Source organism: Bacillus sp. D48C, assembly GCF_053345735.1.
On sequence record NZ_JBKFAQ010000001.1, the window covers coordinates 566,239 to 588,865 of the forward strand.

At 35.6% G+C, this 22,627-nt stretch carries 24 protein-coding genes and 1 tRNA gene; 20 read left to right on the forward strand and 5 right to left on the reverse strand.

All coding sequences use genetic code 11. The features are described 5' to 3' along the window. The first annotated feature begins 65 nt into the window (after positions 1–65). Entirely contained in the window at positions 66–962 is an 897-nt protein-coding gene (locus tag ACLBXA_RS03025; RefSeq protein WP_098832681.1) for a deoxyribonuclease IV, read from the forward strand. An 18-nt stretch (positions 963–980) separates the two neighbouring features. Here the strand turns inward: ACLBXA_RS03025 and ACLBXA_RS03030 are convergent, their stop codons facing one another. After that, a complete protein-coding gene (locus ACLBXA_RS03030; RefSeq protein WP_001048959.1) occupies positions 981–1,235 on the reverse strand; it encodes a DUF2624 domain-containing protein in 255 nt (84 codons plus the stop codon). A gap of 149 nt (positions 1,236–1,384) precedes the next feature. On the opposite strand from ACLBXA_RS03030, the gene ACLBXA_RS03035 reads away from it, so the two are divergent. From ACLBXA_RS03035 to ACLBXA_RS03050, 4 genes are all read left to right on the forward strand, one after another. Then, entirely contained in the window at positions 1,385–2,263 is an 879-nt protein-coding gene (locus tag ACLBXA_RS03035; RefSeq protein WP_000435962.1) for a YitT family protein, read from the forward strand. Between the two features lie 179 nt (positions 2,264–2,442). Further along, the gene (locus ACLBXA_RS03040; RefSeq protein ID WP_001059662.1) at positions 2,443–3,213 is read left to right on the forward strand and encodes a metal ABC transporter ATP-binding protein; all 771 of its coding nucleotides are present in this window, start codon (positions 2,443–2,445) and stop codon (positions 3,211–3,213) included. Further along, positions 3,213–4,046, forward strand: a complete 834-nt coding sequence (locus tag ACLBXA_RS03045) for a metal ABC transporter permease (RefSeq protein ID WP_000613815.1) — start codon at positions 3,213–3,215, stop codon at positions 4,044–4,046. The genes ACLBXA_RS03040 and ACLBXA_RS03045 overlap by 1 nt, the downstream gene beginning before the upstream one ends. A gap of 13 nt (positions 4,047–4,059) precedes the next feature. Further along, complete coding sequence (locus ACLBXA_RS03050) at positions 4,060–4,473, forward strand: Fur family transcriptional regulator (protein ID WP_001054516.1); 414 nt, start codon at positions 4,060–4,062, stop codon at positions 4,471–4,473. A gap of 79 nt (positions 4,474–4,552) precedes the next feature. On the opposite strand, the gene ispG is transcribed toward ACLBXA_RS03050, so the two are convergent. From ispG to yqgB, 3 genes are all read right to left on the reverse strand, one after another. Next, positions 4,553–5,656 carry a flavodoxin-dependent (E)-4-hydroxy-3-methylbut-2-enyl-diphosphate synthase gene (gene ispG / locus ACLBXA_RS03055; protein WP_153578351.1) on the reverse strand — a complete coding sequence of 368 codons (1,104 nt, stop codon included), beginning with the start codon at positions 5,654–5,656 and terminating at the stop codon, positions 4,553–4,555. 164 nt (positions 5,657–5,820) lie between these two features. Continuing rightward, the gene (yqfZ, locus tag ACLBXA_RS03060) at positions 5,821–6,186 is read right to left on the reverse strand and encodes a protein YqfZ (RefSeq protein ID WP_098832680.1); all 366 of its coding nucleotides are present in this window, start codon (positions 6,184–6,186) and stop codon (positions 5,821–5,823) included. Between the two features lie 65 nt (positions 6,187–6,251). Next, the gene (yqgB, locus tag ACLBXA_RS03065) at positions 6,252–7,010 is read right to left on the reverse strand and encodes a protein YqgB (protein WP_000021895.1); all 759 of its coding nucleotides are present in this window, start codon (positions 7,008–7,010) and stop codon (positions 6,252–6,254) included. Between the two features lie 242 nt (positions 7,011–7,252). On the opposite strand from yqgB, the gene ACLBXA_RS03070 reads away from it, so the two are divergent. From ACLBXA_RS03070 to glcK, 14 genes are all read left to right on the forward strand, one after another. After that, positions 7,253–7,326 (forward strand) — tRNA-Ile (locus ACLBXA_RS03070). Between the two features lie 220 nt (positions 7,327–7,546). Continuing rightward, on the forward strand, positions 7,547–8,158 hold the full coding sequence (gene sodA / locus ACLBXA_RS03075) for a superoxide dismutase [Mn] (RefSeq protein WP_001052031.1): 612 nt from the start codon (positions 7,547–7,549) through the stop codon (positions 8,156–8,158). Positions 8,159–8,274: 116 nt separating this feature from the next. Further along, on the forward strand, positions 8,275–9,552 hold the full coding sequence (locus ACLBXA_RS03080) for an MFS transporter (protein ID WP_000871390.1): 1,278 nt from the start codon (positions 8,275–8,277) through the stop codon (positions 9,550–9,552). 109 nt (positions 9,553–9,661) lie between these two features. After that, complete coding sequence (locus tag ACLBXA_RS03085; protein ID WP_000038981.1) at positions 9,662–11,788, forward strand: peptidoglycan D,D-transpeptidase FtsI family protein; 2,127 nt, start codon at positions 9,662–9,664, stop codon at positions 11,786–11,788. A gap of 331 nt (positions 11,789–12,119) precedes the next feature. Then, entirely contained in the window at positions 12,120–13,037 is a 918-nt protein-coding gene (locus ACLBXA_RS03090; RefSeq protein WP_000871825.1) for a PstS family phosphate ABC transporter substrate-binding protein, read from the forward strand. Positions 13,038–13,064: 27 nt separating this feature from the next. After that, a complete protein-coding gene (gene pstC / locus ACLBXA_RS03095) occupies positions 13,065–14,015 on the forward strand; it encodes a phosphate ABC transporter permease subunit PstC (protein ID WP_000940890.1) in 951 nt (316 codons plus the stop codon). A 1-nt stretch (position 14,016) separates the two neighbouring features. Beyond that, complete coding sequence (gene pstA, locus ACLBXA_RS03100) at positions 14,017–14,883, forward strand: phosphate ABC transporter permease PstA (protein WP_001242568.1); 867 nt, start codon at positions 14,017–14,019, stop codon at positions 14,881–14,883. A 28-nt stretch (positions 14,884–14,911) separates the two neighbouring features. Beyond that, the gene (gene pstB, locus ACLBXA_RS03105) at positions 14,912–15,727 is read left to right on the forward strand and encodes a phosphate ABC transporter ATP-binding protein (protein ID WP_000226681.1); all 816 of its coding nucleotides are present in this window, start codon (positions 14,912–14,914) and stop codon (positions 15,725–15,727) included. Between the two features lie 286 nt (positions 15,728–16,013). After that, the gene (gene phoU, locus ACLBXA_RS03110) at positions 16,014–16,670 is read left to right on the forward strand and encodes a phosphate signaling complex protein PhoU (protein ID WP_000251245.1); all 657 of its coding nucleotides are present in this window, start codon (positions 16,014–16,016) and stop codon (positions 16,668–16,670) included. Between the two features lie 340 nt (positions 16,671–17,010). Then, positions 17,011–19,365, forward strand: a complete 2,355-nt coding sequence (locus ACLBXA_RS03115) for a sugar phosphate nucleotidyltransferase (RefSeq protein ID WP_000679330.1) — start codon at positions 17,011–17,013, stop codon at positions 19,363–19,365. 69 nt (positions 19,366–19,434) lie between these two features. Then, positions 19,435–19,584 (forward strand): 50S ribosomal protein L33, encoded by a 150-nt coding sequence (rpmG, locus tag ACLBXA_RS03120; protein WP_001265616.1) that lies wholly within the window; start codon positions 19,435–19,437, stop codon positions 19,582–19,584. A gap of 103 nt (positions 19,585–19,687) precedes the next feature. Continuing rightward, entirely contained in the window at positions 19,688–20,266 is a 579-nt protein-coding gene (locus ACLBXA_RS03125) for a 5-formyltetrahydrofolate cyclo-ligase (protein ID WP_000656859.1), read from the forward strand. A 103-nt stretch (positions 20,267–20,369) separates the two neighbouring features. Then, complete coding sequence (locus tag ACLBXA_RS03130; protein WP_000253699.1) at positions 20,370–20,570, forward strand: YqgQ family protein; 201 nt, start codon at positions 20,370–20,372, stop codon at positions 20,568–20,570. A 19-nt stretch (positions 20,571–20,589) separates the two neighbouring features. Further along, entirely contained in the window at positions 20,590–21,573 is a 984-nt protein-coding gene (gene glcK / locus ACLBXA_RS03135) for a glucokinase (protein ID WP_000391701.1), read from the forward strand. Between the two features lie 80 nt (positions 21,574–21,653). On the opposite strand, the gene ACLBXA_RS03140 is transcribed toward glcK, so the two are convergent. Continuing rightward, a complete protein-coding gene (locus ACLBXA_RS03140) occupies positions 21,654–21,827 on the reverse strand; it encodes a DUF2759 domain-containing protein (RefSeq protein ID WP_000524852.1) in 174 nt (57 codons plus the stop codon). Between the two features lie 169 nt (positions 21,828–21,996). Between ACLBXA_RS03140 and ACLBXA_RS03145 the strand changes: the two genes are divergently transcribed. After that, positions 21,997–22,626, forward strand: a complete 630-nt coding sequence (locus ACLBXA_RS03145) for an MBL fold metallo-hydrolase (protein ID WP_000871228.1) — start codon at positions 21,997–21,999, stop codon at positions 22,624–22,626. The last annotated feature ends 1 nt before the right edge of the window (position 22,627 follow it).

Genomic DNA, 22,627 nt, shown 5'->3' on the forward strand with positions numbered 1-22,627 from the left:
ATTCACTACATATTTCTACAAATTATGCTATCATTATATCTATTGTATATTGAAGAGGTGATTGTATGTTAAAGATTGGATCTCATGTTTCCATGAGTGGTAAGAAAATGTTATTAGCAGCAAGTGAAGAGGCTGTTTCATATGGTGCAACGACGTTTATGATTTATACAGGTGCACCGCAAAATACACGAAGAAAACCAATTGAAGAATTGAACATAGAAGCAGGAAGAAAACATATGGAGCTGAATGGAATTGAGGAGATTATCGTCCATGCACCGTATATTATTAATGTTGGGAATACGACAAAGCCAGAAACATTCCAATTAGGTGTAGACTTCCTTCGTATGGAAATTGAAAGAACATCGGCATTAGGTGTAGCGAAACAAATTGTTCTTCACCCAGGAGCGCACGTTGGTGCTGGAGCAGATGCTGGTATTCAACAAATTATTAAAGGGCTTAATGAAGTATTAACGCCAGAACAGACGGTTAACATTGCATTAGAGACGATGGCAGGAAAAGGAACAGAATGCGGTCGTAGCTTTGAAGAAATTGCAAAGATTATTGATGGTGTAAAATATAATGAAAAGCTATCTGTATGCTTTGATACGTGCCATACGCACGATGCAGGATATGATATTGTAAATGACTTTGACGGCGTGTTAAACGAATTTGATAAGATCGTTGGTATAGATCGTTTACAAGTACTTCATATTAACGATAGTAAAAATGTACGCGGAGCAGGAAAAGACCGTCATGAAAATATTGGATTTGGTCACATTGGGTATAAAGCATTGCATCACATTGTACATCATCCACAGTTAATGCATGTACCAAAAATTCTTGAAACACCGTATGTAGGGGAAGATAAAAAAGATAAGAAACCACCATACAAATTGGAAATCAAAATGCTGAAAAACGGTAATTTTGATGAAGGGATTCTTGAAAAAATTAAAGCACAATAAGGAGGGGAAATCCCCTCCTTATTTTAGTAGTTGCTGAAATAATGTATTTACTTGTTGGGCAGTGGCAGGGGAAGTTACTCTTGCGATCTGTTTTAAGAGCTCTAGTCGCTCGTTGTTATCGTAAATATTAATATTTTTACCTTTCATAAGTAAAACGATTTGGTCAGCTTGTGCAGTCGTAATAGAAACTTCATATTCTTTGCTATATTTTAATAACTCTTTTGTAGAAATATGATTTAATTTTTTATTAACAATTTGTTTTATGAGGTTCATCTTGTTATCCTCCTTCACGCGTTCTTCTATCGAAATATATGAGCATATAGCTTGTACATATTCGTATGGAGTTTCTTTTTTCATGAGGAAAAGAAGCGTATGTTATAATATAAGGACAAAACTACAGAAAAAGAGTAAAGGGAGGACCTATGGAGCAAAAGCAACATCGAAAAGAAAGTGTTATTCATCTCATTTATCGTTTAGTTATGATTATTTTTGGAGCAGCATGCGCGGCGGTAGCGATTGAACTATTTTTAATGCCAAATAAAATTATTGATGGTGGAATTATTGGTATTTCTCTTATATTAGATTATCTTACTCCTAACATTTGGTGGTTAAGTTTTTCTACTTTAGTCGTTGTTCTCAATATCCCATTTATGTATTCGGGTTATAAGCAAATTGGAAAAACATTTATGTTATCTTCGACATTTGGTATTGTAGCGTTAGCTTTCATTGAGTCAACGTTACATGCGGTGCCACCATTTACAACAGAACCTATTTTAGCGACAGTGTTTGGTGGGCTTATTTTAGGTCTTGGTGTAGGACTTGTAATTCGTCATGGTGGGTCGTTAGATGGAACTGAAATTATGGGGATTTTATTAACGAAGAAATTACCGTTCTCTGTTGGTGAATTCGTAATGTTTGTGAACTTATTTATTTTTGCATGGGCAGCATTTGTGTTTGGTGTGGAACAAGCGATGTATTCTGTTATGACCTACTATATTGCATTTAAAACGATCGATACAGTAATTCAAGGGCTAGATGAAACGAAGGCGGTTTTAATTGTATCTGATCAATACGAGGAAGTATCAAACGCGATTTTGCATCGTCTTGGCCGTGGAACTACAAAGCTGGTAGCAAAAGGTGGTTACACGGATAAAGAAAAAGAAGTTATTTATGCAGTTGTAACGCGTCTAGAAGTGACGAAGTTAAAATCAATTGTGCATGAAATTGATGAAAATGCGTTTGTGACGATTATGAACACGCAAGAGACAAATGGTGGTAAGTTTAAATCGGCTATTCACTAAAAATTTATAGGAATATTTTTCGAAAGCAGAGAATTTTTCTCTGCTTTTTGTTATAATAGTAAGGTTTCTTGAAAAAATAGATATATTTTAGGCAGATTGGTTTACAACTATAATAAGCTGTACTATAATTCAAATAGATATAAATCGGAATCATTCTGAATTAAAATAGGTGAGATGCTATGAATAATATATTAGAGATTGAAGGTTTAACATTCCGATACGAAGATCGGAATGTGTTAGAAAATATTAATTTGCAAGTTCCGAAGGGAGCTTTTTTAGGTTTAGTGGGACCGAATGGTTCAGGTAAATCAACTTTACTTAAGTGTTTATTAGGCGTTTTAAAGCCAAAAGAAGGAAGCATTCGCGTGTTTGGCGTTGATAGTAAGAAGTTTAAGGAATGGAACAAAGTTGGTTATGTATCCCAAAAGGCAAATAGTTTCAATTCTGGTTTTCCAGCAACTGTTTCTGAAGTTGTGTCAATGGGACTTGTTTCGAAAAAAGGGCTTTTTCGCTTTTTCACAAAAGAAGATAAGAAAAAGGTAGAAAAAGCAATTGCTGATGTAGGGATGAGTGAGTTTCAAGGTCGTAACATTGGAGAGCTTTCTGGTGGACAGCAACAGCGTGTATTTATTGCTCGTGCGCTCGTTAGTGATCCTGAATTGCTTATTTTAGACGAGCCTACTGTTGGAATTGATGTAAAAAATGTGGAAAGTTTTTACGAAATATTAGAGGATTTAAACAAAAGGTTGGGAATCACATTAATTCTTGTTACTCATGATATGGGAGCTGTTACCGAAAAAGTAACACATGTTGCATGCCTAAACCAACATCTACATTTCCATGGAAATGTAGAGAAGTTCCGAGAGTTAGAAGATGCAGAAATGTCCGTCTTATATGGACATCATGTTCATCGTTTAGAACACGAACATGAGCATCACGGGAGGATATAATGATACAAGATTTTTTACAATATGACTTTTTACGTAATTCTTTATACGCAGGTATTTTAATTGGACTTGTTGCACCGCTAATTGGTGTGTTTGTTGTTATTCGTCGTTTATCTCTTATTGCGGATGCATTAAGTCACGTGACTTTATCAGGTATTGCAGCAAGTTTATTACTTGAAAAAACCATTTTTACAGGTGGATTTTTAAACCCCTTATATATGGGGATGATTTTTTCAATTGGTGGAGCGCTACTAATCGAAAAGTTAAGAACTGTATATAAGCACTATCAAGAATTAGCAATTCCGATTATCCTTTCGGCAGGGATGGGAGTTGGAGTTATTTTCATTTCACTTGCAAATGGATTTAACACAGACTTATTTAGTTATTTATTTGGTAGTGTTAGTGCTGTAACAAGTACGGATTTAATTATTATTGGGATTGTAGCAATTGTTGTTGTTGCGACAATTATTTTATTATATAAAGAGCTGTTTCTACTATCATTTGATGAGGAATACGCAGTATCAACTGGTTTAAGAGCGAAATGGATTCACTTTATTTTCATTATATTAGTTGCTCTTGTCATTGCAGTATCAATGCGTGTAGTAGGGGTTCTTCTCGTATCATCATTAATGACGTTGCCAGTTGCAGCGAGTATTCGTATTGCTAAAGGATTTAAACAAACAATTTTCTTTTCCATTTTATTTGGTGAAATTGCAGTTATTGGTGGAATGTTTGCTTCGTATCAACTTGATTTAGCGCCAGGTGGTACAATTGTTATGATAGCAGTTCTTATTTTAATCGGTGCGATTTTATGGAAGAAGAAAAAAACTGCATAAAGTAGGGATAGGTATGAATCTAACGGAAGCTTTACGCCTAATGAAAGAAAAAGGATACAAACATACTGGAAAAAGAGAAGAGATGCTCAGATTATTTGCAGCACATAATCGTTATTTAACTGCGAAAGACGTTTTAGAGCATATGAAAGACGACTATCCAGGGCTTAGTTTTGATACGATTTATCGTAACTTAACAGTTTTTGCTGAGATTGGTGTTTTAGAACAAACGGAATTAAATGGTGAAAAACATTTTCGTTTTACTTGTTCTATTATGGAACATCATCATCATTTTATTTGTTTGGATTGTGGGGGGACGAAAGAGATTACTTCCTGCCCAATGGATTTTATGAATAAAGATTTTACTGGTTATGAAGTAACGGGTCATAAGTTTGAAATATATGGTCGTTGTCCAAAATGTGCAAAGTAAAAGCTCGTCGGTTATATAACTGACGAGCTTTTTTACGTAGAAAAGAAGGTTGCTCACAAATATTGTGGCAACCTTCTTTTTATTGTTCTTGTGTCTCTTTTTCTTTTTCTCGTTCAGCAGCCATTTCAGCAGCAATTACGTCGATTTCTTTTTTCAGTTCTTCTACCATTGTTTCTTCTGGTACTTTACGAACGACTTGCCCTTTACGGAATAATAATCCCTCTCCACGTGCACCAGCAATACCGATATCAGCTTCACGAGCTTCACCAGGGCCATTTACAGCGCAACCAAGTACTGCAACTTTAATTGGTACTTGAAGTGTAGAGATGTATTCTTCCACTTCGTTAGCGATGCTAATTAAATCGATTTCAATACGACCACAAGTTGGACAAGAGATAAGTGTCGCTGCGTTAGACGCAAGACCGAATGATTTTAATAATTCACGAGCAACTTTTACTTCTTCAACTGGATCAGCACTTAATGAAATACGTAGTGTATTTCCGATGCCTTTACTTAAGATTGCTCCAAGACCAGCGGCACTTTTTACAGTTCCAGCAAACAATGTTCCAGATTCTGTAATACCTAAATGTAATGGGTAATCAAAAGCGCGAGCAGCTTTCTCGTATGCTTCGATTGCTAAGTTAACATCAGAGGCTTTCATAGATACGATAATATCGTGGAAATCTAAGTCCTCTAAAATTTTAATATGATGTAGCGCGCTCTCAACCATACCATCTGCAGTTGGGTACCCGTACTTTTCTAAAATGTGACGCTCTAATGAACCGGCGTTTACACCAATACGGATTGGAATACCGCGCTCTTTTGCTGCATTTACAACAGCTTCTACTTTATGGCGACGACCAATATTACCTGGATTGATACGTACTTTATCAATGCCACCTTCAATTGCTTTTAAAGCAAGGCGATAATCAAAATGAATATCAGCAACAAGTGGAATGTTGATTTGTTTTTTTATATCAGCAATAGCATCTGCTGCGCGTTCATCTGGAACGGCAACGCGGACGACTTGACAGCCGGCTTCTTCTAAACGCTTGATTTCAGCAACTGTTGCTTCAACATCATGTGTTTTTGTTGTTGTCATACTTTGTATAATTAATTCATTATTACCGCCGATTGTTAAATTACCGACTTTAACTGGACGTGTTTTTGTACGATGAGTCATTTCATTCACGAATAGATCGCTCTCCTTATAAAAGAAGTTTCTTATTTAGTCCCTCATATCAATGATAGTATACGTGATATAGGGCTATAGAAACCGAAGTGCTCGGTTTCACTTTTACTATTGTATCAGCGCCTTTATGTAATTGACAAGGATTAAGTGATAGCTTATTGATATAACGGGAATTTATAAGACTTTCCAATTTGGATTTTTGTAGCAGATGTACTTTTGTTTAATAGTTTAAAGTCGTCAATGACTTTTTCTATGGAAGGAATTTTTTTCTTGTTAATTTGTTCTGTAATAGAAAGAACTGTCTCACCAGTTTTTACTTCAATTGTTTTATAGGATGTATCCGTTTCTTTTTCTGTTTTATTCTCTTTATTTTGTTGGTTGTCTGCGTTCTCTTTTTTAATCGTTTGGGCAGAGGTTGTTTTTTTATATGAACTTAACATCGGTAAAGTACCGATTTTTATATCGTAATAAAATACATAACCGAGAACAAGCACGAATAGGAATATACCTAACCTCTTCATATTCTTCACTCCTTTGCTAGGAATATATGCTTGTCCAAAAAAAAAATGCCTATTTAGGCATTTTTTTATTTTTCTTTCGGTTGGGGTACCTCTTTAATCGTTAAGTATAGAACGATTAAAACAACAGCGATATAAATGAATGTTGCCCCAGGTACGACGATTTTGAATAAGTCCATAATCATGAAGAAAATGGTTGGGATTGTGTAGCTGTATGCAGTTAGTGTCCAAACTTGTTTATAGGATAGTTTACGTTGACCGCTCATAGCAGAACCGATGAACGCAAGTAAGGTCACGCCTACAAAAGTGATGAATAATTGGAATAGGTACACTAAGAATCCGATAACGAATAATAAAATTGGATAAATATTATCGAATAAAGAAATAAATTCTTGTAGATCTTTTTTCTCAAGAGATGCACCTAACAAATCGTTATAAGAATACGTTTGTGTTTGACCATTTCCCATAGAGACTACTTTATCTTTTAAAACAAATAAACCTGTTTTATTTTGATATTTTTCTAGGTCTGTTGAATTTGGATCAAATACGAAAAGTGCATTTCCTTCTTCTTTTTCAATGGGTTGATCAATATCGGCTTTTAGTTCGCCATTTTCAATCTTAAAGTCAGGTAAATCTTTATCGATGACTTGATTTACCATGCCTACACCATCTTGGATAAAACTACCGTACAAAAAAGTTCTTGGAATAGTAGTAATTAAGCAAAGTAGCATAATATACAAAATGGTTTTACCGATTTTTTGAAAACGGAATAGCGCCATATCTTTAGGCGAGTATATGCTTTTTACGAATTGGGTAAATATGGACATAGATTCACTTCCTTTATGTATGTATAAAATCATTGTAACGTAGGAATCTAGAGAATCTCAAGATATATTATATTTACATATAGTGGAGATAACTAAATTTCTTTTTATTAACTTTCTTCTTTTAAATAAGAAAAATACAATTGACACTTTTCTTTTCTATATGGTAAATTTATCTTACCTTTCTTAAAGGGCATATCCGATAGGAATTCCTTTATTTGATATGTTGTTACATACATAATTGTGGACCCTTAGCTCAGCTGGTTAGAGCAGACGGCTCATAACCGTCCGGTCGTAGGTTCGAGTCCTACAGGGTCCATATCCATTTCGCATGTTTATTATGTTAGCAGGAAGCTTCCTTGTAGAAGGAAGCTTTTTTTACGGAATATATGAGCATTTTAATTGAAAAGAAGTGGGAATTTTGCTACTTTAATGATAGCAAGACAATGTGATTTATTTGTTTGCACCCTATGGCAATTAGGGTAGAATGAAGTTGTATGTCACTAAGTGGCAATACATAAACTGGGAGGAATATAACAATGGCAAAACACGAATTACCAAATTTACCTTATGCGTATGATGCTTTAGAGCCTCACTTTGACAAAGAAACAATGAACATCCATCATACAAAACATCACAACACGTATATTACAAACTTAAACGCTGCTTTAGAAGGTCATGCAGAATTAGCTGACAAAAGCGTAGAAGAATTAGTTGCAAACTTAAACGAAGTACCAGAAGCGATCCGTACAGCAGTACGTAACAATGGTGGCGGACACGCTAACCATACATTCTTCTGGACAATCTTATCTCCAAACGGCGGAGGACAACCTGTAGGTGAACTTGCAACTGCAATTGAAGCGAAATTCGGTAGCTTCGATGCATTCAAAGAAGAATTCGCAAAAGCTGGCGCAACTCGCTTCGGTTCTGGTTGGGCTTGGTTAGTAGTAAACAATGGTGAGTTAGAAGTAACAAGCACTCCAAACCAAGATTCTCCTTTAACTGAAGGTAAAACTCCAGTTATCGGTTTAGATGTTTGGGAGCACGCTTACTACTTAAACTACCAAAACCGTCGTCCAGACTACATCGGCGCATTTTGGAACGTTGTAGATTGGAACGCTGCTGAAAAACGTTACCAAGAAGCAAAATAATCGTAATAAATATAGAAAAAGCTAGGGGAGAGCCCCTAGCTTTTTTCTATGCTTTCCTTTTACATAATTGGGCTTGTCTTTGGAAGACTAGAACATGAAGTAAAGGAGAGTTGTGTATGAAGTGGAAACATATAATTGGTGACGTTGAAGTGAATCGGGATTTAGTGTTATTGCTCCTTATAGGAGGTTTATACACGCTCGCAATTTCTTTATCGAATACGTTTGTAAATATTTATTTATGGAAGCAAACACAAAATTATGTGAATCTTGGCTTGTATAATTTGGCCAGCGTTGTATTACAGCCTCTCACATTTCTTGTAGGGGGGAAATTAGCGAAACGTATCGATCGCTCGATTTTATTACGAATAGGAGTAGGAACGCTCGCAATTTTTTTTATCGTTGTTTTAGTGGCTGGAAAAAGTGCTTCTCAGTATATTTTATTAATGGGGGCTCTTTTAGGAGTAGGATACGGTTTTTACTGGTTGGCTTTTAACTTATTGACATTTGAAATTACAGAACCAGAAACAAGAGATTTCTTTAATGGATTTCTTGGACTTCTTACATCTTTCTCTGGGATGATTGGACCAATAGCAGCAGGATACACAATTTCACGCATGGAGAAATGGAGTGGTTATACTGTTATATTCTTTCTTTCATTAGTTTTATTTGCAATTGCTGTCGTCTTAAGTTTCTTTTTATCTAAAAGAGAATGTGAAGGGCGTTATGAAATTGTGCAAGTATTGAAAGAACGAAGAGTTGATAAAAATTGGGGAAAGATTACACGAGCTCATTTTGTCCAAGGATTGAGAGAAGGAACGTTTATTTTTGTCATTTCAGTATATGTGTATTTAGCAACTAATAGTGAGTTCGCATTAGGGAAATATAGTTTAGTGAACTCTGCTGTATCCTTTGTATGTTATTACTTGGTCGCTCGCATGTTAAAGAAAGAGTGGCGAAAAAAAGCAATTTTACTTGGGGGCATTATTTTATATGCTGTCGTCTTTTTAGTTATTTTCAATGTTACATACACGAAATTACTTATTTATGCGGCATGTATTGCGGTTGCATATCCTATTTTACTTGTTCCATACGGGTCAATGACATATGACGTAATTGGTAGAGCTAAAAATGCGAGAGAATGGCGTGTGGAATATGTCGTTGTCCGGGAGTTATGGTTAAATGCCGGAAGAATCTGTTCCATTTTAAGTTTTTTATGTGCTGTACTATTCTTTCCACCTGAAAAAAGTTTACCTTACTTATTATGTATTTTAGGTGCTGGACATTTTCTTATTTATTTTGCAGTTAAAAATGTCAAATATGATGGGGAAAATGCAGATAAAACAAGTGTTGTAACGCAAGGAACTACGCAGAATCAAACTGAACCAGAAGGTTAACTTCTCGTTTGTTTTATGCTAGAATAGAAAAAGATGTAAAACAGCAGTGAGGACACCTGTATGAAGGTGTCCCTTTCACATTACATAGCTGTTGGTAGAGGGGGTTTGTATGAGCAAGAAGCAGAAGCAAAATAAGAAAAAGACCCACGTTCCTTTTCGGTTAAACGTGCTGTTTTTCTGTGTGTTTTTAATGTTCTCCGCGGTTATTGTAAGGCTCGGATATGTACAAATTGTTCGCGGTGAAGAATATAAGAATGAAGTGGAGAAGAAAGAAAACTCAACGATAAGTAATCCTGTACCGCGTGGGAAAATATTTGACCGTTATGGGCGACCTGTAGTAGATAATGCAGCCATTCGTACTATTACATTTACAAAAATGAAAGGATCAACGGCAGAGGATCGCTTAGAAACAGCGAAAAAGCTAGCAGATTTGATTGAAGTACCGACAGATAAATTAACAGATCGCGATAAAAAAGATTATTGGCTTGCTATGCATAAAGAGGAAGCTAAAGAAAAAATTACGAATAAAGATCGTCAAGAGTTTAAAGATAAAAAAATTGATGATAAAGAATTAGACGAGCGTCAGCGAAGTCGTGTAACAGAAGAAGAGATTAATCAATTATCCGCAAAAGACCTAGAAATATTAGCGATTAAAAGTAAGATGGACGGCGGATATGCAATGACACCTCAAGTTATTAAAAAGGATGCTACAGAAAAGGAATATTCGATTATTAGTGAAAACCTAGCAGCATTACCAGGTGTAGATACGAATGTTGATTGGGATCGAAAATATACGTACGATGATTTATTCCGAAGTGTACTTGGTGGGGTGTCGACATCTGATGAAGGCTTACCGAGAGAAAGACTAGATTACTATCTTGTCCGTGATTATAATCGGAATGATCGAGTAGGCAAAAGTTATCTTGAACAACAGTATGAAGATAGCCTGCACGGTACGAAAGCAGAAGTTAGAAATGTTACAGATAAAAACGGTAATATTTTAGAAACGATTAATGTATCAAAAGGGCAAAGTGGTAATGACTTGAACTTAACAATTGATATGGAATTACAAAAGCGTGTAGAAGATATTCTTGCGAATAATTTAATGAGATTTAAAGGAAGCGAACCTCTTTTAGATCGCGCATTCGTTGTAATGATGAATCCGAAAAATGGTGAAGTTTTATCCATGGCTGGGAAACAATTAGTTAATGAAGATGGTCAAACGAAAGTAAATGACTTTGCATTAGGTACCATGACAAGTTCTTATCCGATGGGGTCAACTGTAAAAGGTGCAACAGTACTTACTGGATATCAAACTGGTGCGATTCAACCAGGGGCAGTACAATTGGATGAACCAATTAAATTAAAAGGTACACCTACGAAGTCGTCTTGGAAAACGATGGGATATATTAATGACCTTACAGCTTTAAAAATGTCTTCTAACGTTTATATGTTTAAAACAGCGATGAATATCGCTGGTGTTCCATATGTGAGAGGTGGTACGTTAGATATACCTCAAAAAGCATTTGATACGATGCGTTATTATTTCGGACAGTTTGGACTGGGTGTAAAAACAGGAATTGATTTACCCAATGAATCTGCTGGTCAGATGGGTAGAAGTAGTCAACCAGGTTTCTTACTAGATTTATCAATTGGACAGTATGATACGTATACACCGCTTCAATTAGCGCAATATATTTCGACGATTGCCAATGGCGGATATCGTATGCAACCACAAGTTGTAAAAGAAATTCGTCAACCAGCAGTGAAACCAGATGAAGTTGGGAAAGTTGTTCAATCTATGGAACCGAAAGTATTAAATCGTGTTGATATGCCAGAATCGCAAATTAAACGTGTTCAAGAAGGATTTAGACAAGTGTATAATGATTCAGGTGGTACAGCTACAAAATACTTTACAGGTGCAAAATATAAAGCGGCAGGGAAGACAGGTACCGCGCAAACTGTGTATGGCGGAGATAAAGAGATTGGTAGAAAGGCAAACGGTGAACGTGTGGAAACATATAACCTAACATTAGTAGGTTATGCGCCACTTGAAGATCCAGAAGTAGCATTCTCTGTTGTCGTTCCGTGGGTACATGATGATAAGACTGGTATTAATGGATATATTGGTCGTGAAATTATGGACGCTTACTTTGATTTGAAAAACAAAGAAGTAAATGGTGAAACTCCAAAAGATGACAAAGACAATAAAAATAAAGATCAAGATGATGAATAAAAAAATTGTAAAAAAGCACACTATCTGAAAAGATAGTGTGCTTTTTTTTATGGTTTATGCATATCGTGTAATAAATGTGGACAAGTATACAACACTGAAAAACACGCGGCCGTATAAATGATACTTGTATATGATGAGATAGGGGATAACTGTTTTATAGGGAAATCATCAGAGAAAATGAATAGCTACTACTGATTAAAATTGTATCGTATGTTGATCTTTGTGGAACTTTACAAAACTTTTACAAACAATTAAAACCGAATTAATAGTTTAGCAGTATTCTTATATCTGTAATCCTGTTATTTCCGGTTACTTCTAGGAGGAAGAACACGTGAAATGGATGCGTACACCGATTAAAATTTTCGTACTATCAATATGGTTCCTCTGTTTTGAAATGTCTACTGCATTTGCTTTAAATAATACGGGAGAAGTGAGAGTTGATGGATCCTCAACGGTTTTTCCTATTATAGAAGCAGTAGCGGAGGAATATACAAAGGTGCATCCAGACGTGAAAATTTCCATCAGTATTTCTGGAACTGGGGGAGGATTTAATCGTTTCGGTAAAGGAGAAGTAGATATAAATAATGCTTCGAGAGTAATGAAACAAGTCGAGAAAAATGAAATGAAGAAAAATTCTATTCAATTCACACCTTTTGAGGTGGCTAACGATGGTCTTACAATTGTTGTGAATTGGCACAATACATGGGTAGACGATATGTCAGTAGACGAGTTACGTCTACTGTGGAGTGAAGATGGAAGTGAGAAGCGATGGTCACAAATTCATTCAACATGGCCACGTGAACAAGTGAACTTTTATGCACCAGGCGTAGACTCTGGTACGTATGATTATTTTCAAAATGTCATCTTACAAAATCATCGCATTGTAAAAAAAGTCTCTTTGTCTGAAGACGATCAAGTTATTATGCAAGGGGTAATGAATGATAAACATGCCATTGCTTTTGTAGGATATGCTTATTATATGGCTAATCGAGATAAGGTGAAAGCAATAAAAGTAAATGGTGTATTTCCGACGAAAGAGACCATTCAATCAGGTAAATATAAGCCGTTATCTAGGCCGCTACTTACTTATGTGAATAATGCATCTATCCGAAATAAAATGAATGTAGCAAACTATGTTGAGTTTATGATTCAGCATGTTGGTAACCTCGCTGAAGAGGTCGGTTATGTAAAATTGCGAAAAGAAAAATACAATGAACAGCTGCGTATGTTAACAGAAATAAAAAGGTAATGTCAGGGTGGAAAGGGGTTTTCATCTTTGGCTCATAATGACAAAAATCAAATTACATTTTCTGTACAACATTTGATTGAAAGAAATAAAAAGCAAAGAAAAAAAACGCAGCGAATCAATCGAATAGTACCTTTATTACTAAAAATAATTGCTAGCGTTTCTATTGTGACGACACTTGGAATTGTTTTTACGCTCTCTAATGAAACAATCATGTTTTTTCAAAAAATATCACTATACTCCTTTTTGACGGAGAAAGAATGGTTACCATTTTTTGAAGATCCTAAATTTGGTATAGTACCACTTATATGTGGAACGTTCCTTGTAACAGCGCTTGCTATGTTTGTGGCAATTCCTATCGGTTTAGCGTGTGCTGTATTTTTAAGCGAATATGCTTCAAATAGTGCACGGAAAATATTAAAGCCGATGTTAGAGCTATTAGCAGGTATCCCGACAATTGTATACGGTTTTTTTGCATTAACAATTGTTACACCGCTTTTACAAAGGATTATACCAGATTTACAGTTTTTTAATGCGATTAGTCCAGGAATCGTTATCGGATTTATGATGATGCCTACAGTTGCATCTCTATCTGAAGACGCGATGAGATCTGTGGCGAAAGGGACGAAAGAAGCTTCATTAGCACTCGGAGCGACGCGGTTTGAAATGGTAAAACAAGTGGTGTTTCCGTCCGCTTTTACAGGGATTATGGCAGCAATTATATTAGCGGCTTCTCGTGCAATTGGTGAAACGATGATCGTTGTAATTGCAGCAGGATCCACACCAAATGTATCGCTTGATCCGACACATTCTATTCAAACGTTAACAGCCTATATTGTGCAAGTAAGTTTAGGTGATGCTCCGCATGGAACGGTTACGTATTACAGCATGTATGCTGTAGGTGCAACTTTATTTATGTTTACTTTTATTATGAACATCATTTCGCAGTCTATTATGCGCCGTTTTAGGAGGATGACATAATATGCGAATGTTGAATCATAATAAAATACAAAAAAACATGGCATCACGCTTTTTAAAAGATCGAATTTACAAATTGTTATTTTATATAGCAATTTTATTTTCAATCGTAATTTTGTCTGTGTTACTGTTTCAAATTGTTGAAAAAGGCATAAGTTATCTTTCAATAGATTTCTTTACAAATTTCGCTTCACGTAATCCGAAAGAAGCTGGTATTGCTGCAGCTTTGTCAGGGACAATATTATTTATGAGTATTGTTATACCTGTTTCTTTTATATTTGGAGTTGGAACAGCTCTTTATTTAGAGCAATATGCGAAGGAATCTCTATTTAAAAAAATAGTAGAGATTAATAATCAAACGTTAGCAGGAGTACCATCCGTTGTATTTGGATTGCTTGGTTTAACTATTTTTGTATATGCTCTTCATTTAGGAGAGAGTATAGTTGCAGCAGCACTGACGATGAGTTTACTCGTCTTACCAACAGTTGTTGTGGCGAGTCAAGAAGCAATCCGATCAGTACCAAGTGTATTATTAGAGGGTTCTTACGGATTAGGTGCTACGAAGTGGCAAACGATGTATCAAATTGTATTGCCATATGCTTTTCCAGGGATTATAACGGGCTGTACGTTAGCGATATCAAGAGCAATTGGAGAAGCAGCACCACTATTAGTGATCGGGGCACTTGCGTTTGCGAATTATGTTCCATTTAGTATGTTTGATAGATTTACAGTTTTACCAATCCAAATTTTTAATTGGATGAGTAGGCCACAAGAAGAATTTCAGTATGTAGCAGCAGCTGGGATGATTGTTTTGTTAGGTTTGTTGCTATTTATCAATATATTTGTTTTATGGTTACGAAATCGAAAATAAGTTGGAAGTGGATGAAAGGGGAATTCAAATGGTAGCAACAGTAGTAAATGTACAGGTGAAAAACGAAGAGAAAATCGAGACTGCGCCAAAGAAAGTAGTATTTGATACGAAAAACTTAAATTTATGGTACGGGGAAGACCATGCTTTAAAAGATATTAATTTAAGTATTCATGAGAATGAAGTTACAGCCATTATCGGTCCAAGTGGCTGTGGTAAATCAACGTACTTAAAAACGTTAAATCGCATGGTAGAGTTAGTACCGATCGTTCGAACTACAGGTGTAATTGAATATAGAGAACGCAATATATTTGATAAATCATATCCAGTTGAAGAATTAAGAACACATGTAGGAATGGTGTTCCAAAAGCCAAATCCATTTCCAAAATCTATTTATGAGAATGTAGCATACGGTCCAAAAATCCATGGTATTCGTGACAAAAAGACATTAGATGAAATTGTTGAAAAAAGTTTACGTGGAGCAGCGATTTGGGATGAATTAAAAGATCGTTTGCACGATAATGCATACGGTTTATCTGGTGGACAGCAACAGCGTCTATGCATCGCACGCTGCTTAGCTATTGAGCCAGACGTTATTTTAATGGATGAGCCAACATCGGCATTAGATCCAATTTCAACATTAAAAGTAGAAGAATTAATTCAAGAGTTAAAGAAAGACTTTAGTATTGTTATCGTAACGCATAATATGCAACAAGCAGCGCGTATTTCAGACAAAACTGCTTTCTTCTTAAGCGGGGAAGTTGTGGAGTATACAGATACAAACAAATTATTTACGACTCCTTCAGATAAGCGTACAGAAGATTATATTACAGGTCGCTTTGGCTGATATCGTCGCAAAGCTAAGAGAAAATGCCCTCTTAACAGAGGGCATTTCTTATTTTTATCTCACTTTAATAGGGAAGTAATACTTCCCTTATTTTAAGTTTTATTACAAGCGTAAGAGGCTATGTAGGAGATTTATCCCGCTATTTGCGGGCAGTAAGACCGGATTTCAAAATTCAACAAAAGCAAAGAAGTTAGATGGCGGGCCGCCTGTAAAAGCCCGATTGATGAGGGTTGATTAAAGTTTCACTTTATATATAATGGCACATAATATTGAGGGGGAAGAAAAAATGGTAAGAGAACAGTTTCAAGGTGATTTAAAAGTGTTACAGCAAAAGGTAATCGAGCTTGGAGAATTAGCAAATGCGGCTTTATTGATTGCTATGGAAGGTCTGCATACAAGGGATGTAGAGAAAGCGTTAGAGGTCATTGATGGTGATTACCGCATGGATAATTTAGAAGAGGAAATAAACGATCTTGCACTTATGCTTATTACGAAGCAGCAACCTGTAGCAAGTGACTTAAGAAGGATCTTTATTTCAATTAAAACAGCGACAGATTTAGAGCGTATTGCAGATCATGCTGTTAATATTGCAAAGGCTACAATTCGTCTTGGGGAAAAAGAAGTGGCTGTTAGTTTGCACAACCTGGATGAAATGTTTGCGATTGCAAATGAAATGTTGCATTTAGCGTTAGAAGCATATGAACAAGAAAATTTAACTTTTGCGAAACAAATCGCTGAAATGGATGATTCTGTTGATGAAATATATGGAAAATCAATTCGTGAGTTTATATCTTCAGTTCCGGAACAACCAGAAGCAATTACGCAAATTACACAATTATCATTTGTGGCGAGATATATTGAGCGTGTAGCAGATCATATTACAAATATTGCTGAAAATGTCTTTTATTTAGTAAAAGGAAAGCATTATTTATTGAATGAGTAGGAATTAAAGCAGGTGATGAGAAATCACCTGCTTTTTTTAGTCAAAACATGACAAAAAAAGCTCGTTGTTTCCTTTAGTTTATGATGATAAGATGTATCATAATGTAATGGGAAAATTAGTATATATGTTGTTCGTTAATAAGTATTATTTATCAATTAATAGTAAGCGCTTTCTTTGAGTTTGAACCGTACGTTTTTATAGGTGGGACATTTAATTATAGGGTCTTTTAAATGAGGATTCGTTTAACTAATCAAGTTTATGCTGCTAGTTCATGTGGGATAGAGAATATACATATGGTATATGGAGCTACTGAACATTATATAAGTGGAGGCTGAAGTATATGAAGGGGGTTATTTTAGCTGGAGGAAAAGGAAGACGCCTTAGACCATTAACATGTAATACTCCAAAGCCGATGTTACCATTATTAGAAAAACCAGTTTTAGAATACAATATTGAGTTATTACGCCAGCATGGTATTCGTGAAATTGCAATTACTGTTCAATATATGAGTACGACCATTAAGCAATATTTTGGTGATGGTAGTAAATGGGGAGTTAACTTGTATTATTTTGAAGACTCTCCTCCGCTTGGTACAGCAGGGAGTATTAAACAAGCAGAACAATTTTTAGATGAAACATTTGTTGTGATAAGTGGGGATGCATTAACTGACTTTCAATTATCAGAAGGAATTAGGTTTCATGAACAAAAGAAAAGAATAGTAACAATGTTTGTGAAAGAAGTAGAAAATCCACTCTCATTTGGATTGGTTGTAATGAATAAAGACCAGGAGGTTACACGATATATAGAAAAGCCGGGCTGGAATGAGGTAGTCTCTAATGTTGTGAATACAGGCATATATATTATGGAGCCAGAAATCTTTTCTTACATACCGCCTAGGCAATTTTTTGATTTTAGTCATGATGTGTTTCCGTTATTGGCAAATAAAAATGTGTTATTCGCATATTTGTCAGAAGGTTATTGGTTAGATATCGGCACATTTAATCAATATCGACAAGCACAATTTGATTTGTTAACGAAAAAGTTACAAGTACCTATTCCTTATACGGAAGTATTACCGATGGTATGGATGGGAGAAGGGGTGACGATTGGCAAAGGGACGAAAATTCATGGCCCCTCTTTTATTGGAGAAGGAGCAAAGATTGGTACAGGAGCTGTAATTGAGCCATATTCTATTATTGGGAAAAATAGTATCGTTTCAAATTATTCTCATCTTCAAAAAAGTATTGTTTTTGCAAATGCCCACATTGGGAAGTATTGTGAACTATTAGAAACGACAATAGGAGAGCGTACAATAGTTGAAGATGACGTTACACTGTTTCAAAAAAGCGTTGTAGCGGATCACTGTCATATTGGGAGAAGCACGGTAATTAAGCAAAAAGGAAAACTATGGCCTTATAAGGCCATTGATAGTCATTCGATAGTAGGAGCAGCTGGTATTCAAGAGAGTGAAATGAGTGCAGGTTGGTTACAAAAAAGCCGCATTGTAGGAAGAGGGAATGTTGAAATTACTCCCCAGTTTATCGTGAAGATTGCGATGGCGTATGGATCTCTTTTTACAAAAGGAGAGAGTATATTAATTGGAAGTCAAGAAAATATAGAAACAACCTCTTATAAAAATTTATTTTTACATGCTATTCATGGTATAGGGATTCATACGATGGAATGTAAAGAAATGAACGAGTCACTTTTTCAATATAGTGTTCATCATTTGCAATGTGCAGGTGGTGTTTTCATTCAAGTGGAGAATGAGAATGAGATTGTTATAAAGTTATACAGTCAAGCTGGCATGCCGTTAACGTATAAGCAGCAAAAAGAGATAGAACAAGTATATATGTCCGAATTGTTTTATTACGTACATGAGAAAGAAATGGGGCGTAATGAGCTGGTTCATGTTTCTATGAATGAGTATATAGAAGTTATATTGGAGCATATTGATATCGAGAAAATACAGATGCAGAAGTTTCATCTTCTTATTAATAAGAGAAATGATACGTTGCAACATTTACTTATGCTCTTTCTGCAAAGACTTGGTTGTACAGTTACATGGATTTATGCAAGCGAACAAAAAGATCATGTGAAAGCTTTGATGAAATCAAGTAAAGCGAATATGGCTCTTATGTTTTCTGAGCAAGGAAATCATTTCGAGTTATACGATAAACATAGTAATATTTACCAGGGTACAGATTTGGAAGAGGTAGATATTCCGGATTTCTTACTCGAATCGACAGGAAATATTTACCCGATGTCTTTGAAGTTAGGAGAATGTTATCTTCTATTTTATACGCAGGATGAAAGAAAGTCGTTTCAAGTAAGGTGGAAGCGAGATATTTTATATCGAATTGGAAAATTATTCGAGCTAATAGCATTGCAAGGAAAAACGTTTCTCAGCATAGTAGAGCAATCACCGCCGCTCTATTTACTTTATGATGAAGTGGTATGTTCATGGAATGAAAAAGGGGAAATTATGAGGAAATTATTGGATGATATAGAAAGGAAGGGAGAAGGTATATTTGAAGGAGTACAGTTCAAATATACTGAAAAAGAGTGGTCTTATATCGTTTCTGACACAAAACAACCAAAATTTTTAGTGTATTCACATGCTAGAAACCCAGTAATAGCAAGGGAAAACATGAAAAATCTTATAGAAAAAATTAGACAATATCAAAAGGTGTAGAATTTTTATTTTAAAAGTGGTATTATAGTATAGTCTGATTTAAGTTATTAGTACTGGAGGGAAATAAGAATGCGTGTGAATATTACTCTAGCATGTACAGAATGCGGAGATCGTAACTATATCTCAAAGAAAAATAAACGTAACAACGCTGAGCGTATCGAGCTTAAAAAGTATTGCAAGCGTGACAAGAAGTCTACGTTACACCGTGAAACAAAGTAAGCAGTAGGAATATTTTCCTACTGTTTCTTTTTTTATTCGATTCCTATGTTAAAAGTGATACACTATCATCATAGAGAAAAGTGTCACTGTAGGGGGGAAATGTGTGAAAGAAGAGAAAGTGCGTTTGCGTAAACAAATAATAGAACACATGAATTCTTTATCAGAAGAACAGTATACAACTTTATCAGAACAGATTGCATTTTTGCTGTATGCGCAAAAAGAGTGGGTTGAAGCTAAAACAATTGGAATTACTCTTTCAATGGAAAATGAAGTGAATACATATCCTATTATTGAAAAAGCTTGGGAAGAAGGAAAGAAAGTTGTAGTTCCTAAGTGTAATAAAGGAACAAGAACGATGTCCTTCCGGCAAATTAATAATTTTGATCAATTAGAAACGGTGTATATGAATTTACGCGAACCGATTCCCGGGCTTACGGAAGAAGTGAATGTGGATGGAATTGATCTTCAAATTGTGCCGGGCGTAGCTTATACAGAACGAGGAGAGCGAATTGGGTACGGCGGTGGCTATTATGATCGTTATCTCGTGCATTATAAAGGGAAAACGCTATCATTAGCGTATGGTTTTCAAATGGTAAAACACATTCCGGTAGAGCCATTTGATAAAAATATAGAAAAAATTATTACAGAAAAAGGAACAATGCTCATAAATGAGCTTGTCTAGACAAATAAAAATTGACGAGACTTTTTCTTCTTGATTATAATAAAATATGTGAACGTTTTCTTATTATAATTTTTTATAGTAAGCGAGCATAGAGGGTGATGAAATGGTATCTATTTATGATATTCAGCAATTGCTAAAGAAATTTGGTACGATTATTTATACGGGAGATCGAATTGCAGATTTACAATTAATGCAAGATGAATTGCGTGAATTAAATCAATCACAGCTAATCGATCCACAAGACTATCAAACAGCTTTATTTTTATTGAAGCAAGAAATTCAAAAAGAGCTAAATAAGAATTAGATAAAGGTAGGTAAGCAACATGGAAGAGAAATGGTTAGTTGGTGTTGACCTTGGTGGTACAACGATTAAATTAGCATTTATTAATGTATACGGTGAAATTTTACATAAGTGGGAAATCCCTACGAATACAGGTGAGCAAGGAAAACATATTACACTTGATGTTGCGAAAGCAATTGATAAAAAGCTAGAAGAATTAGGCGAATTGAAGAGCAAGTTAATTGGTATTGGTATGGGAGCTCCTGGCCCTGTACATGTGGCATCTGGAATGATTTATGAAGCGGTTAATTTAGGGTGGAAAAACTATCCGCTAAAAGATTTATTAGAAGTAGAAACAGGATTACCTGTTGTTATTGATAATGATGCAAACTTAGCAGCGCTTGGTGAAATGTGGAAAGGTGCTGGTGAAGGTGCAAAAGATTTAATCTGCATGACACTTGGTACGGGCGTTGGTGGTGGTGTAATCGCCAATGGTGAGATTGTACACGGCGTGAGTGGTGCTGCTGGTGAGATTGGACATATTACAGTAGTTACAGAAAATGCTTTCCCATGTAATTGCGGGAAGTCTGGTTGCTTAGAAACAGTAGCATCTGCAACAGGTATCGTACGTGTTGCTATGCAAAAAATACAAGAGACTAATAAAGAAAGCATGTTGCGTTCTATGTTAGCTGAAGAAGGACGTATTACATCAAAAGATGTCTTTGAAGCACTTGGACAAGGTGATGAATTAGCAGGCGAAGTAGTAGAAAAAGTAGCTTCTTATTTAGGATTAGCTGTAGCGAACCTTTCTAGTACGTTGAACCCAGAGAAAATTGTTATTGGTGGAGGCGTGTCTAAAGCTGGAGATGCGCTATTAGAACCAATTCAACGCTATTTCGAGCAATACGCTTTCTCACGTGCTGTAAAGAGCACGAAGTTAGCTATTGCAACACTTGGTAATGATGCAGGTGTTATCGGAGGAGCTTGGCTTGTAAAAAAGCACAAATACGAAGCGAAGATGATATAAGATGTGAAATATGAAAAGAGGAAGGGGGAACCCTTCCTCTTTTTGTGTGAAATCTCGATGAAGAATAAAGTGTAAACGAATTAAGCTGCTGGTGGATACCCGTTATATAGAACAGTCATGATCGTAAACCATCCGAAAACGAGTACAGTTGCAATTGCAAAGCCGCTCGCGAAAAAGTTTTTTTCACGAAGTGTTCTAAGCGTAGCAAATACAGCTAACAGAGTGACAAGTGTAAAAATAATAACAAGGCCCATACAATATCCTCCTCTGTCTACCCATTTCTTATTATGAGTTTTTGGAATATTTACTCTTTTATATTGTACATGTTTTAAAAATGATTGTCGAGATAGCATCCTTTCTTTTCCTCAGAGAAAGAAATGTTGTATCATTAAAAGTAAGTTTAATAACTGGAGGAGATTTCATATGAAATGGATACAAATGCCGTTAGGCCCATTGCAAACCAATGCTTATATTTTAATGAACGATCAAAAAGAGTGCATTATCTTTGACCCTGGTCATGAAGGTGAAAAGCTCGTTACATATTTACAAGAAGAACAATTAAAACCATTGGCGGTTTTATTAACACATGCTCACTTTGATCATATCGGTGCTGTTGATGCGGTAAGAGACGCTTTTTATATTCCTGTATACGTACATAAAGAAGAAGCAGATTGGTTAGGAGATGCAACTGTAAACGGCTCTCAAATTTTTATGATCAACCGCAGTATTACAGCAAAACCAGCGGATCATATTATTGATGCAGAAGGTACATTAACAATTGGATCATTTAATTTTGAAATTTTTGAGACGCCGGGACATTCTCCAGGAAGTATTTCTTATTATAGTAAAGAGGCGAATGCTGTATTCTCAGGAGATGTATTGTTCCAAATGAGCATTGGAAGAACAGATTTGCCTGGTGGAAGTTTTGCTGAATTAATTGGAAGTATTGAAGAGAAATTATTTGTATTACCAGATGAAACAGCGGTGTTATGTGGACATGGTCCAGAAACAAGCATTGGCTTTGAAAAAGAAAATAATCCGTTTTTACAATAAG

Bases quoted from the DNA above. Each gene is read 5' to 3' on its own strand.
- ACLBXA_RS03115 (WP_000679330.1), top strand. From the start codon at position 17,011: ATGAAGGGGGTTATTTTAGCTGGAGGAAAAGGAAGACGCCTTAGACCA.
- ACLBXA_RS03025 (WP_098832681.1), top strand. From the start codon at position 66: ATGTTAAAGATTGGATCTCATGTTTCCATGAGTGGTAAGAAAATGTTA.
- ACLBXA_RS03080 (WP_000871390.1), top strand. From the start codon at position 8,275: ATGAAGTGGAAACATATAATTGGTGACGTTGAAGTGAATCGGGATTTA.
- ispG (WP_153578351.1), bottom strand. From the start codon at position 5,656: ATGACTCATCGTACAAAAACACGTCCAGTTAAAGTCGGTAATTTAACA.
- phoU (WP_000251245.1), top strand. From the start codon at position 16,014: ATGGTAAGAGAACAGTTTCAAGGTGATTTAAAAGTGTTACAGCAAAAG.
- ACLBXA_RS03145 (WP_000871228.1), top strand. From the start codon at position 21,997: ATGAAATGGATACAAATGCCGTTAGGCCCATTGCAAACCAATGCTTAT.
- yqgB (WP_000021895.1), bottom strand. From the start codon at position 7,010: ATGTCCATATTTACCCAATTCGTAAAAAGCATATACTCGCCTAAAGAT.
- ACLBXA_RS03040 (WP_001059662.1), top strand. From the start codon at position 2,443: ATGAATAATATATTAGAGATTGAAGGTTTAACATTCCGATACGAAGAT.
- ACLBXA_RS03030 (WP_001048959.1), bottom strand. From the start codon at position 1,235: ATGAACCTCATAAAACAAATTGTTAATAAAAAATTAAATCATATTTCT.
- pstB (WP_000226681.1), top strand. From the start codon at position 14,912: ATGGTAGCAACAGTAGTAAATGTACAGGTGAAAAACGAAGAGAAAATC.
- yqfZ (WP_098832680.1), bottom strand. From the start codon at position 6,186: ATGAAGAGGTTAGGTATATTCCTATTCGTGCTTGTTCTCGGTTATGTA.
- ACLBXA_RS03140 (WP_000524852.1), bottom strand. From the start codon at position 21,827: ATGGGCCTTGTTATTATTTTTACACTTGTCACTCTGTTAGCTGTATTT.
- ACLBXA_RS03045 (WP_000613815.1), top strand. From the start codon at position 3,213: ATGATACAAGATTTTTTACAATATGACTTTTTACGTAATTCTTTATAC.
- pstA (WP_001242568.1), top strand. From the start codon at position 14,017: ATGCGAATGTTGAATCATAATAAAATACAAAAAAACATGGCATCACGC.
- ACLBXA_RS03050 (WP_001054516.1), top strand. From the start codon at position 4,060: ATGAATCTAACGGAAGCTTTACGCCTAATGAAAGAAAAAGGATACAAA.
- ACLBXA_RS03085 (WP_000038981.1), top strand. From the start codon at position 9,662: ATGAGCAAGAAGCAGAAGCAAAATAAGAAAAAGACCCACGTTCCTTTT.
- glcK (WP_000391701.1), top strand. From the start codon at position 20,590: ATGGAAGAGAAATGGTTAGTTGGTGTTGACCTTGGTGGTACAACGATT.
- sodA (WP_001052031.1), top strand. From the start codon at position 7,547: ATGGCAAAACACGAATTACCAAATTTACCTTATGCGTATGATGCTTTA.
- ACLBXA_RS03035 (WP_000435962.1), top strand. From the start codon at position 1,385: ATGGAGCAAAAGCAACATCGAAAAGAAAGTGTTATTCATCTCATTTAT.
- rpmG (WP_001265616.1), top strand. From the start codon at position 19,435: ATGCGTGTGAATATTACTCTAGCATGTACAGAATGCGGAGATCGTAAC.
- ACLBXA_RS03130 (WP_000253699.1), top strand. From the start codon at position 20,370: ATGGTATCTATTTATGATATTCAGCAATTGCTAAAGAAATTTGGTACG.